The organism is uncultured Nitrospira sp. (assembly GCA_902500695.1).
In the GTDB taxonomy this organism is placed as follows: Bacteria; Nitrospirota; Nitrospiria; order Nitrospirales; family UBA8639; genus Nitrospira_E.
In genome coordinates, this window is sequence record CABVRQ010000053.1 from 15556 (window position 1) to 27088 (window position 11533).

Below are 11533 nucleotides of genomic sequence, written 5' to 3' on the forward strand. Positions count from 1 at the left end.
GTCCGGAAATGTTGTCGTTCCCTTAACATAAGGAGTTGTCCAACCATGCTTTGGTGGCATTGGTCAATAATGGGTTTAGTTTTAATCGGGTTGGAAATCCTCACGCTGGGTGGCCTCGGCAATTTTTATTTTCTGTTTTTCGGGGTCGCGGCCTTGATGGTGAGTGCCCTGGCCTGGTTAGGCCTGACCGAAGCCGCCTGGCTGCAATGGTTGTGTTTCGTGCTCTTCGGCATCCTTTCTCTCTTTGCCATGAGGAAACCCCTTCAGGGAAGAGGCTTCATAGGGGAAATGGATGAGGTTCCAGTAGATTCCATGCTTGGAGAGTTTGCCACTGTTTTGGAAAATCTTGAGGCTCAACGAATAGGGAAGGTGGAACTCCACGGAACAAGTTGGACCGCCCGCAATGCCGGAACGTCAACCCTAGGAAAAGGATCGCAGGCCAAAGTTATTCGAGTGGAAGGGTTGACGCTTTGGATCCAGGCGGACCCGATTACACAGGAGGAATCTCATGTCGGGTGAATTGCTGGTCACATTGGTTTTAGCCGGGCTGGCGTTTATTATTCTGGCAAAAACGGCTGTCGTGGTTCCACAGCAGAGCGCCTATGTCGTTGAACGATTAGGACGCTATGCCGCAACATTGAACGCCGGACTTCACATTCTTATCCCTTTTTTGGATGTCATTCGATACAAACATACCTTAAAGGAAATGGCCGTGGACGTCCCCGAACAAATTTGCATAACCAGAGATAACGTGCAGGTCGGAGTTGACGGGGTTTTGTATATCAAAGTCTTGGATGCTGAACGCGCTTCCTATGGCATTACCGATTACCGGTTCGCCATTTCTCAACTGGCCCAAACCACGCTTCGTAGTGAAATCGGAAAAATCGACCTGGATAAGACCTTCGAGGAACGGACGACAATCAACATCTCCGTCGTGAACGAATTAGACAAAGCCTCCTCTCCCTGGGGCGCCAAAGTCCTTCGGTACGAAATTCGTAATATTAACCCGCCCAAAGATGTCCTCAGCGCCATGGAAAAACAAATGCGGGCCGAACGGGAAAAGCGCGCGGTGGTACTGGCGTCCGAAGGACAACGGGATGCGGCCATTAACGAAGCGGAGGGGGACAAACAGCAGGTCATTAAAGCTTCTGAAGCGAAGCGTCAGCAACAAATCAACGAAGCGGAAGGTCAAGCTTCAGCCATTCTCGCCATTGCGACAGCCACATCCGAAGGTATTCGCAAGGTCGCCGAAGCGATTCAAAATCCAGGCGGATTTGAGGCCGTCCAACTTCGAGTAGCCGAACAATACATCGGAGAGTTTGGTGAATTGGCAAAAGCCAGCAACACCCTGGTGCTCCCGGCCTCCGTGTCCGATGTGGGTTCAATGATTGCACTGGCCATGAATGTGATCAATCAAAAACCAGCGGCTGCCCCAAAGCTTTCATAATTGAAAACAGACACCAGTGGTCGGCCTCACCTTAGGGGACAGTTCGTTATTGTGCTGCTGAATAGCAGATCTCCCGGGTTCATGAAATTCCATTCTGACCCACCACTCAAGCCACTGAATTAATGTGTCCCCTCCCAGTTGACTGCACATCATGCTTACGCCATGATTCTCCCCTTGTATGCTGAACATGCCAATTACCTCAACCCCGAACGATGCAAGGAGTCAAGGCATGAAGAAGTCCTATTGGCTTAGTCTCGTATCTCTGATCGTGTTACCGACCCTCGCTTATGCAGGCTCCTATGCCCCTCTGGCCGATTTTTCCGCAGTGAGCAAAAACCCCCAATGCCGGCTCACCACCATGCAGGAATCATTTCTCAACAACTGGACGCCTCCGGCACGATATTTCATGGTTCCCCCATATCCAAATGCCCTCCTGGCCAGTGCCATGCCCAGCGCCAATGCACAAATTCATGGACAGGCCTATCAAACAATTCCTTCAGCCGTACTCCTCACCCCTGATCCGCCTGAAAAAATTCTGGAATTTTACAAAAGAAGCTTAGGCGCAAGTTGGTTTCACGCGGAAGATATCGGCATGATCTATCTCTATCGCCTGCCACACCCTGTGGCTTCGGGCGAGGCACTCACCCGGCAACTCATGAGCAAGCCGGGTTCCATTCCCAATATTGCCATTGATACGGAGCTGAGCCCCTGCGATCAAGCGATTGGACGAGGCGCACGGACTCGCATTACCGTCGTTTCTCCACCACGGTAACCGCGTTAGATGACAGATTCCTGTGTGCTTAGTTTTCTGTTACTCCAGGGTAAACTCTCGGAATGCGAGAGGGACTCCAAATACGGGATCGGTCCGATGGCGCACCACCATCACCTGAGGGCTACCTTCATCAAGAACGATTCGTTCCCCAACCTTTGGGTTCTTCCCCTGCTCGATTAAATGTCCCGCAACCCTGCTTACAGTGTCTTTCACCTCTCGACCCGATAAACCCATGGGTTGAAAGGTCTCGATTTCATCCAGGCCAAATTTCGTCAAGCCCCTGGTATGAAACCACATGCGCGCCCGCTGCACGTTTTCACGATTTTCCACCTGAATGTGATCGGTAATTCGAAAGAGCTCCAAATCCCGATCCCGCCAATCCGAAGGATTGAGATAGGTGCCGGTCGCCACATCATAGGTTGTGCCTTCGGTGAGTAGAGTCACTCCCCTCGCCATTCTCGCCACATGCAGGACGGCATCCCGACGATCAGTCGCTGTATTGCTCGGAGGAAACAGGAGCGCTAAACGGGTCTGTTCCCACTGTAAGCGTCCCTGCCACTGTTCCAAAATTTCAGTGGAAGGCTCAATATTGACTTCGGCCATCCAATTGGTATGTGCCGCCTCAAAATGATGATGGCCTGTCGAGGCGAGAAAACGTATCCGCAGTGGCCCGCCATACGCTTCATCAAACCAGGCAGCGATATAGCCTGGCGGAGGCGGCTCTCCATGAGTCCACCCAACAAGAAAAGCCGGCACGGCTTGAGAAGCTGATTTCTTTTTTTTTATTTTTTTCATGAGTTCGACAAAAGATGAGTCCGACAGGAATGACAGGGCATGGGAATAACACAAGTGGACGCTGAGGGGAAATCCCAGACACCAGTCTAATCCAATGATTATCGCTTGGCTTCTTCAGGCGGCCAATCCAATTCCTCCTGCCGCCCACAGAAAAAACACGTGATGCGATAGCGAGCCCGACGACGTGGATTCGGCAGGGAATGAAAATCCACGGGTGCCTGATCATACGGGCACACCGGTTCCAAATGCAGAAGATGCTCCTCGGTAATTTCCATCAGGGAACCCTCATCCCACGGCGGATCTACTTGTTCATCACCCGTTATCGTGTCGTGCCAATCGCATTGTTCACAGCGCAACCCAAACGATTTCACCCGATCAGTGGACCGAGAACGTTCTTCCACAGCCACGGAGCCTGAACAATCCGGCGTGGGACACGTCATGGGTTTTTTATGGAGGGCGTGAATAAATGCCTCGGGTGCCTTGACCATTTTCATGTTACCTCTCCTTCTTCACAAACGTGACGTCATCGTTTCTCTCTTCAAGAGACCAGCCGCATCCTGATTGATCAACCACACCATGGAACCTGCAGGAGGATTCACAACTTGCGCGGGATAGCGAGCAGGATCTGCCGGCCCCTCCAACACGACCTGCAGCGCCGCTGCTTTATCCACTCCAGTGACCAGAAAGACCACGTGCTTTGCCGCATTGAGTACCGGTGGAGTCAACGTCACTCGATGTGTCTGTAATTTTTCGACCCATGGAGCCGCTACCAGTTTTTGAGACTCTGCCACAGCCGAGGTTCCAGGAAATAATGACGCCGTATGCCCATCAGGCCCCATGCCCAATAAGATCAGGTCGAACGGTGGAACCTCTCCCGATGACAGGCCGAATTGTTCCCGCAAGACGGTTTCATACCGTTCAGCGGCTTCGCCGGCCGGGACTTCTCCTTCAATCCGAAACACCTGATTCGAAGGGATGGGTACATGAGATAATAACGCCTCTTTAGCCATGCGGAAATTACTCTCCTGGTGATCCGGGGGGACTGTGCGCTCATCTCCCCAAAAAACGCGAAGGTGGTCCCAAGAAATCTGAGTCCGATAGGGGTCACCCGTTAAGAGCTTGTACAAACCTCGAGGTGTGGACCCACCTGCCAATGCCACACGACATTCGCGACCGGCGTTCCGACAGTCCAACACAACCTGCACCACTTCCTTGGCGGCAGCTACAAACAACTCGTCGATTGTTGGGGTAATGATAATCGTCCGGGACAATTCAGCCTCCTACGTGCAAAGGGCGAGCAGACGGCCTCAAGAAAGTAAATCCGTTTGGAATGAAAAATTCAGCGCGACGCTCTCCTCAACCCTGGCAGATGGAACGGGCACAAGAGGCCTTAGCAATCCGTATAATCATAATCTTCCAGCTTGCCTTCTTTATCAAAATCTAAATTAATGCGACAGAGATTCGGGGAAAAATTAAAGTTGGGAAATCGCGACTCACCACCGGAAATACGTGAATACACCCAGCTTTCCCCTCCAAAGAATCTGGCGGATTTACCGCTCGGCTTTCCCCAGTTTTCTTCGAACCACGCCTTGTCTTTTCCTTCAAATTTGGCGGGATCAAGGGAGGCGTCCAAATACGGATTCCCTCCACAACCGGCACACAACAATCCCAACAGTCCTATCAGCAAATATTTGTGGATCACACCCGTCTCCTCCCCCAACAATGGCTGAAAACGCGAACACGCTGTCTACTCTGTGAAAATTCTAGCCTTCGATCCTCTACCAGTCAAACAATGGTATTCATCATAATGGAGGAGGCCTCCATCTTTTCCCTCTCCGGATGGTAGGGTAAAATTAGGTGCCTGCACTACTAGAGTCTGGCACTCCCACCTAAGGAATGCTATATCAGACAGGCTCTCAGATAAATTTTCCTTCCATAAAATGGATAAGGAAATTTGTACAAGTCAGGGACGTGGATTACAATAGGACACGAGACAACTCAGACAACACCCGAGGACAAACAAAAAAAGGGGGCTCGATATGAAGCTCTATCTCGATACCGGCAGTGTCAAGGAGATTCGTGAAGCGGCCAGTTATGGCCTGGTAGATGGCATCACCACAAACCCTTCGCTTGTGTCTAAGGAAGGACGTGATTTTAAGGATCTACTCCTGGAAATTTGCGGAATTGTGGACGGGCCCATCAGTGCAGAAGTCGTCAGCATTGAAGCCGCCGCCATGGTGAAGGAAGGAAAAGAATTAGCGAAACTTCACAAGAATATCGTGGTGAAATGTCCCCTCATCCCGGAAGGGCTCAAGGCCACGAAGCAATTGTCCAGCGAAGGTATCCGTGTCAACGTCACGCTGTGCTTCTCTCCTACTCAAGCCTTATTGGCCGCCAAAGCCGGGGCTTGGTGCGTCTCGCCATTTATTGGCCGGCTTGACGATGTCAGTTCAAATGGCATGGAGCTTATTCGACAAATCCTGACGATCTACGAAAACTATAATTTCACCACACAGGTTCTCGTCGCCAGCGTTCGGCATCCCCAACATGTGGTTGAAGCGGCTCTCATCGGCGGACATATTTGCACGATGCCCTATGCCGTATTCCAACAGCTCGTCAAACATCCGTTGACAGATAATGGTTTACAAAAATTTCTCTCGGATTGGGAAGCCAGACCCTCCACCAAGGCCTAATCGGACCATTTGAGCCATAAAAAACAGAGAATCTCAGGACCGTGCGACCACCTTGCAGACGGTTTTAAATATCCCGTGAAACATCGGGCGGGTGAGTGTGCCCGTAAAAGTATTTTGCTGACTTGGATGGTAAGACCCGACCAAGGTCACTCCCCAAGATAAAGCATATTGGGCCCCATGGCTGAATTTCGGTCGAGGAGATGGTACAGGCAAACCCATAACCTGACAGGTCCGCAAATATTCATCAAAGGCGATTTTCCCAAGCGCCACGATAACCTTGACCCGCCGCAATAATCGTAATTCTTCCTGCAAATAGGGACGGCAGGCGGCGAATTCTGCTTTTGTGGGTTTATTGGCCGGGGGGGCACAACGAACCACCGCCGCGACATAACAATCGTTGAGCCTAAGCCCATCCTCCCGATGGGTCGAATCCGGCTGGTTGGCAAACCCGAACGCATGCAACGCTTCATACAACCAGTCTCCGCTTCGATCACCGGTAAACACGCGTCCCGTGCGATTTCCTCCATGGGCCGCAGGGGCCAAGCCCACCACGAAGACCTGAGCCTCGGGATCCCCGAACCCGGAAATGGGTCGTCCCCAATATTCCCAATCCCGAAACCGTTTGACCTTTTCCTTGGCAATAGTCTGACGATAGGTCGTCAACCGTTCGCAGGTCGTGCAGTCCGTAATGGTCTTTTGGAGAACCGTGAACGATCTCATCCTATGGGGATCGTAGCATAAATTGGCCACAACCGGTCCAAGCTCCGCAATCCCGATCCAGGCTTTCCTGACCAAATAGCACCCCGACAATATCCGCGTTCCCTATGTTCCCTTCTTTATCCAGCCAATCCCAGTCGTCTTGACATTGTCCTTCTTGAGAGGCAGGCTATCAACTAGAGGTGGGACTAATTCCGTTCCGACTATCCCTTCTTCGTCAGGTTGACGGTATGAGCCATTCATGCCACGTTATCGTTTATGTCGGAACCCCTAAAATATTGGAATAGCGTACATGCTCACTCTGCCGGAATCGAGTCACATTGGACTCTCAGGTACACCCTCCTCTTCTTCTCCCCTCCACCAAATCATTGAACTTCGTCGCAAACAAATTCATCAACTATTTTCTTTAGTTCCGATGGCCATTCTGGCCTCCATCATTAATGGCGGGCTGGTCGCATTTATTCTCATGTCTGTCATTCCCTCAACGGTCGTATCGGGATGGATAATCGGCATTGTGGGAATTAACATTCTCTGGTCAGGTTTGGTCTTGGCCTATCGTCGGGCATCAAAACCACTCGTACACCCAAGCAGATGGATGACATGGTTTGTGGCCGGCAATAGTGCCTCCGGACTGATATGGGGCATGGCCGGTATTGCACTGTACCCACCTTCTTCCCCAAACCACCAAATGTTTTTAGCCTTGGTGCTGGGAGGAATGGCGGCAGGCTCGACTGCCATCCATGCAGCCTATTTCCCTGCTTTTTTGGCCTACAGTCTTCCCACAACGTTGCCACTCATTTATCAATTTTTCGCGCAGGGTGACCCTCCCCACCAAGCCGTGGGGATAATGGGTTTCACCTTTCTCGCGGTGATTACAGTCACCGCCTACCGAAACTTTTGCATGATAAAAAACACTCTCACCTTGGAAAAAGAGAATTTCGAATTAATCAACCAATTGAAACAGGCTCACTCTCAAGCCGAAACGCTCAATCGTTCATTAAGCAAGGAAATAAAAAACCGCATAGAAATCGAAAAGGAACTCCTTCATCACAAAGACCATCTAGAGTCGCTTGTGGGGATTCGGACTGCCGATTTGCAAAAATCCGAAGCCCGGTATCGAATGGTTGTCGAAAAGATTTCCGATGTTATATGGGTCATGGACCTGGAGGGATCGAAATTTTCCTACATCAGTCCCTCCCTGGAACGTTTGTTGGGGTATTCGGGTCATGCCCTTGACACGCTTTTGCCGGACACTATTTTGATGCCCGCTTCCATGGTCACTCTGAGGGAAGCCATCAAACAAGAACGCGCCCATCACCAATCCCACACTCATGACCCCAATCAGTCATTTTTGGTAGTCTTGGAGCATCAACATCACAATGGATCCTCAGTATGGGCGGAGGTGCGGGGCAGCCTCCTACTCGATAAACACAATCTCCCCATAGGCATTACGGGAGTCACAAGAGATGTGACGGAACGCAAAAAAAATGAAGAGGAAAAGCAGCGCCTGGAAGCCCAATTGCTTCGTTCCCAAAAATTGGAATCTGTGGGAAATCTAGCCGGCGGCATCGCCCATGATTTCAACAATTTCCTGACGACCATCCTGGGAAACATTACTCTGACCAAACAAATCCTGCCTTCTTCCAATCAACCCCAGGCCTACTTAGAACGAGCTGAACGTGCGGCTCTTCACGCCAAACATCTGACACACCAATTACTCACGTTTTCGAAGGGCGGCGATCCCATTAAACATACCGTAGCCTTACACGAGTTGATCAAGGAATCTTCCGATCTGGCTCTTTCCGGATCATCTCTTCTTTGCCAAACATGGGCAGATCCAAACCTATGGACCATTGAAGCCGACCCTGGGCAAATCAACCAGGTTTTGCAAAATCTCCTTATGAACGCCATCCATGCGATGCCTCATGGGGGATCCATTACCATTCGCGCCGAAAATATCCAACTATCCGATCCGGACATCAGAAGTCCTCTGCCTCTTTCTACCGGCCCGTATGTGCAGGTCACCATTACCGACGAAGGGATCGGAATCGCCGAAGATCATTTGCCAAAAATCTTTGAACCATACTTTACGACAAAGTCAGCGGGACAGGGTCTGGGTTTGGCCTCGACCTATGCCATTATGAAAAAACATGCCGGTCATGTGGCCGTGGAATCCCAGGTCGGAGGAGGCACCACCTTCACACTCTACTTTCCTGCATCTCCCATGGCCACCCCATCACCCAAACCCTTGATCCTGGACATTCGTCAGGGACAAGGAAAAATTTTAGTCATGGATGATGAAGAGTCTATTCGAATGATGGCAGGAGAAATGTTATCGCATTGTGGATACGAGGTGAGAATGGCAAAGGATGGAGAGGAAGCGCTTGCCCTATATCAAGAAGCCATGGACTCTCACACGCCTTTTCTCTTGGTGATCCTGGACTTAACGGTGCCGGGAAAACTTGGCGGCATGGGAACCTTGGCCCGATTACGCCAACTTGACCCACAGGTCAAGGCACTCGTCTCCAGCGGATATTCGAATGATCCGATCATGGCCAATTATGCCTCCCATGGATTCATCGGGGTGATTTCCAAGCCCTATTCGCTAATCGAACTGAGCAACATGGTTCACCAAAGACTCTGGCGTCAATCTCCCCTCACAACCGGACAGACCCCTTCCGACCCACCAGGACAGATGTCCTCGTTTTCCCCTTCATCTCATTAATTGTGTCACAGTCCCTTTCTTCATACACTCGGTGAAAGACCCAACTTCCTCTATCTCATCTTGAGGACCCCTTGTATTGACTAAGGGTGTCAAAAGATCACCTGACATTTCTCAGACTCTTTTCTATTGCCAATATGGTACATTGCAGTCTATTTTTTCTTAAATAACATTCGACCCTTCACCATTAAGTCTTGATCAACCACCGCCATGGGATTATCACACCTTAAAAGAACACGCGTCATCGTCCAACATGCCAATCCGGACACAAAACGAATTCTGAAATCCCTCCTTAGTGCAGGGCTGGAAGCGTGCGATCCTGCTCGAGCTATTGCAGATACCCTCCATCTCACGAAGAACCGGCTTCACATTCAAGATGTAGAATATAATCTGACTGACTTCAATCGCATCATCTGCGTTGGAGCTGGAAAAGCCTCGGCACAGATGGCGATGGCGATGGAGCAGATGCTCGGGAATAAGCTGGAAGGTGGAATCGTCCTTGTCCCCGACGGATATGGCGTACCATGCGACAAGGTTCGCATTTTTGAAGCCGCACATCCGATGCCGGACGGACGAGGAGTAAAAGCTACGAAACAGCTCCTGGCACTGACTCAATCACTTTCTCGAAGTGACTTGTTGATTGTTCTGCTTTCCGGTGGGGCCTCAAGCTTGCTCTGTGCGCCATCGAAGGGCCTCACATTAGCTGCCAAACGACGTACCACGCAGTTGCTCTTACGATCCGGAGCCACGATTCATGACATCAATATCGTTCGAAAGCATTTGTCTGCCATCAAAGGCGGGAAATTAGCCCAAGCCACTCCCGCAAACATTCTGACCTTAATCATGTCCGATGTGTTAGGAGATGACCTATCCACCATCGGATCCGGACCGACGGTCACAGATTCCTCCACCTTCCAGGATGCCAATGACATTCTTCAACAGTATTCGATTTGGCGCAAAGTGCCTGAATCCGTGCAACGCCACTTACAACAAGGTCGTACCAGGTTCAATCAAACACCCATAAAACCTACCAGAAGACAGTCGTTACGAAATCGGCCTATCATTCTTGCCAACAATCGCCAGGCTCTAGAGGGCGTCGCCAAAAATGCCAAGCTGTTGGGGCTCAAACCCTTCATTCTCCCTTACCCCTTGCAAGGGGAAGCCAAGGAGATCGGCAGCATCCTGGGATGTTTTGCCAGAGACCTGGTCGAATTCGGCAACCCGGTTCACCGGCCTGCCTGTTTCATCGCCGGGGGAGAACCGACAGTCACCGTTAAGGGAAAAGGTCAGGGTGGGCGCGCACAGGAATGCGTCCTAGGCGCAGCCCAGGAACTGGCTGGACTCAGTAAAGTGTTTGTGGCAGGGTTCGGAACTGACGGGACCGATGGCCCCACGGATGCGGCCGGTGCCGTAGTCGATGGGAAGACGGTTCAGCGGGCCGAGAAGAAGGGCCTCTCAATTGAACAGGCATTACAAGAGCATGATAGCTATACCTTCTTCAACCACATCCGCGGCCACATCATGACCGGTCCAACCGGCACGAACGTGAACGATATTTATCTGATAGTCGCCATTTAATCGGTCATCTTTTATTTCTGCTCCTTTCTATGAAGGAGCCAGAGGAGGTCAAGAACATTGAACGACGCGCAACGCATGGTCCAGGAATTCCACAAGCAATTTGAGATTCACGTCTCTCCCTCTCCCTCCTTCCCCGATGAACCAACCCAAATCCTGCGGAAACGTCTCATCCAGGAAGAATTCGACGAACTCCAGGAAGCCATGCAGGAAAAAGACTTGCCGTCTATTGCCAAGGAACTTGCGGATCTCCTGTATGTCGTCTATGGCACTGCCGTATCCCTTGGCATTGACATGGAACCGGTCTTCCAGGAAGTCCATCGGTCAAACATGAGCAAAGTCGGCGGCCACAAACGGGAAGACGGCAAATGGGTCAAACCCCCAACCTATTCTCCGGCAAATATTGCGCCCATCATTGACGATCAAACCTAAATTTTAAATTTCATTTATTTTCATGCTCCTTGCAAATTTCTACCATTCAATATTTTCAATCCTCACTTCATGAAGGTTGGTCGCAATTACAGATTTGCAGGGAAGCTCTCTCAGTAAGCTGAGGGGGTATCCTACGCTATTTCTATGAAGGAAGACCTACTTCACTTGAACCATAAGTCGTCCATATTAGTTTTTCTTGTTTGGTTTCTATTTTTCCCATCTAATCTTTGGGGGTTAACCTGTGCAAATTTCAATGCCTATTATTTCTTTAGATGCACAGGAGAAGATTGCATCCCGGAATTTCAAGCCAAGGAGATCGAGTGGTTAGGAGGATGCAAACGGCAATTAATTCTCGAAGAGGTCCCAAAATGGAGCCACTC

12 protein-coding genes are annotated in these 11533 nt (G+C 50.6%); 7 read left to right on the forward strand and 5 right to left on the reverse strand.

The window, feature by feature from the left end:
* Positions 1-45 precede the first annotated feature (45 nt).
* The 3 genes from AAH187_RS13235 (at position 46) to AAH187_RS13245 (ending at position 2219) form a co-directional block, all read left to right on the forward strand.
* Complete coding sequence (locus tag AAH187_RS13235; RefSeq protein WP_342348934.1) at positions 46-519, forward strand: NfeD family protein; 474 nt, start codon at positions 46-48, stop codon at positions 517-519.
* Complete coding sequence (locus tag AAH187_RS13240) at positions 509-1447, forward strand: stomatin-like protein (RefSeq protein WP_342348935.1); 939 nt, start codon at positions 509-511, stop codon at positions 1445-1447. The genes AAH187_RS13235 and AAH187_RS13240 overlap by 11 nt, the downstream gene beginning before the upstream one ends.
* Positions 1448-1676: 229 nt before the next feature.
* A complete protein-coding gene (locus AAH187_RS13245) occupies positions 1677-2219 on the forward strand; it encodes a hypothetical protein (protein ID WP_342348936.1) in 543 nt (180 codons plus the stop codon).
* A 39-nt stretch (positions 2220-2258) separates the two neighbouring features.
* Here the strand turns inward: AAH187_RS13245 and AAH187_RS13250 are convergent, their stop codons facing one another.
* The 4 genes from AAH187_RS13250 to AAH187_RS13265 form a co-directional block, all read right to left on the reverse strand.
* Entirely contained in the window at positions 2259-3014 is a 756-nt protein-coding gene (locus AAH187_RS13250) for a hypothetical protein (protein ID WP_342348937.1), read from the reverse strand.
* 98 nt (positions 3015-3112) lie between these two features.
* A complete protein-coding gene (locus AAH187_RS13255; protein WP_342348938.1) occupies positions 3113-3508 on the reverse strand; it encodes a hypothetical protein in 396 nt (131 codons plus the stop codon).
* Positions 3509-3523: 15 nt separating this feature from the next.
* Positions 3524-4285, reverse strand: a complete 762-nt coding sequence (pgl, locus tag AAH187_RS13260; protein ID WP_342348939.1) for a 6-phosphogluconolactonase — start codon at positions 4283-4285, stop codon at positions 3524-3526.
* 119 nt (positions 4286-4404) lie between these two features.
* On the reverse strand, positions 4405-4716 hold the full coding sequence (locus tag AAH187_RS13265; protein WP_342348940.1) for a hypothetical protein: 312 nt from the start codon (positions 4714-4716) through the stop codon (positions 4405-4407).
* 337 nt (positions 4717-5053) lie between these two features.
* Between AAH187_RS13265 and fsa the strand changes: the two genes are divergently transcribed.
* Positions 5054-5707: a fructose-6-phosphate aldolase gene (gene fsa / locus AAH187_RS13270; RefSeq protein ID WP_342348941.1), complete on the forward strand. Its 654-nt coding sequence runs from the start codon at positions 5054-5056 to the stop codon at positions 5705-5707.
* A 33-nt stretch (positions 5708-5740) separates the two neighbouring features.
* On the opposite strand, the gene AAH187_RS13275 is transcribed toward fsa, so the two are convergent.
* Entirely contained in the window at positions 5741-6517 is a 777-nt protein-coding gene (locus AAH187_RS13275; RefSeq protein ID WP_342348942.1) for a uracil-DNA glycosylase, read from the reverse strand.
* A 199-nt stretch (positions 6518-6716) separates the two neighbouring features.
* Between AAH187_RS13275 and AAH187_RS13280 the strand changes: the two genes are divergently transcribed.
* The 3 genes from AAH187_RS13280 (at position 6717) to AAH187_RS13290 (ending at position 11153) form a co-directional block, all read left to right on the forward strand.
* Positions 6717-9149 (forward strand): ATP-binding protein, encoded by a 2433-nt coding sequence (locus AAH187_RS13280; RefSeq protein WP_342348943.1) that lies wholly within the window; start codon positions 6717-6719, stop codon positions 9147-9149.
* Between the two features lie 207 nt (positions 9150-9356).
* Entirely contained in the window at positions 9357-10724 is a 1368-nt protein-coding gene (locus AAH187_RS13285; RefSeq protein ID WP_342348944.1) for a glycerate kinase, read from the forward strand.
* A gap of 57 nt (positions 10725-10781) precedes the next feature.
* Positions 10782-11153 (forward strand): MazG nucleotide pyrophosphohydrolase domain-containing protein, encoded by a 372-nt coding sequence (locus AAH187_RS13290; protein WP_342348945.1) that lies wholly within the window; start codon positions 10782-10784, stop codon positions 11151-11153.
* The last annotated feature ends 380 nt before the right edge of the window (positions 11154-11533 follow it).

Excerpts from the sequence above, each read along its gene's own strand:
- AAH187_RS13235 (WP_342348934.1), top strand. The coding sequence starts at position 46 with ATGCTTTGGTGGCATTGGTCAATAATGGGTTTAGTTTTAATCGGGTTG.
- AAH187_RS13240 (WP_342348935.1), top strand. The coding sequence starts at position 509 with ATGTCGGGTGAATTGCTGGTCACATTGGTTTTAGCCGGGCTGGCGTTT.
- AAH187_RS13245 (WP_342348936.1), top strand. The coding sequence starts at position 1,677 with ATGAAGAAGTCCTATTGGCTTAGTCTCGTATCTCTGATCGTGTTACCG.
- AAH187_RS13250 (WP_342348937.1), bottom strand. The coding sequence starts at position 3,014 with ATGAAAAAAATAAAAAAAAAGAAATCAGCTTCTCAAGCCGTGCCGGCT.
- AAH187_RS13255 (WP_342348938.1), bottom strand. The coding sequence starts at position 3,508 with ATGAAAATGGTCAAGGCACCCGAGGCATTTATTCACGCCCTCCATAAA.
- fsa (WP_342348941.1), top strand. The coding sequence starts at position 5,054 with ATGAAGCTCTATCTCGATACCGGCAGTGTCAAGGAGATTCGTGAAGCG.
- AAH187_RS13280 (WP_342348943.1), top strand. The coding sequence starts at position 6,717 with ATGCTCACTCTGCCGGAATCGAGTCACATTGGACTCTCAGGTACACCC.
- AAH187_RS13285 (WP_342348944.1), top strand. The coding sequence starts at position 9,357 with ATGGGATTATCACACCTTAAAAGAACACGCGTCATCGTCCAACATGCC.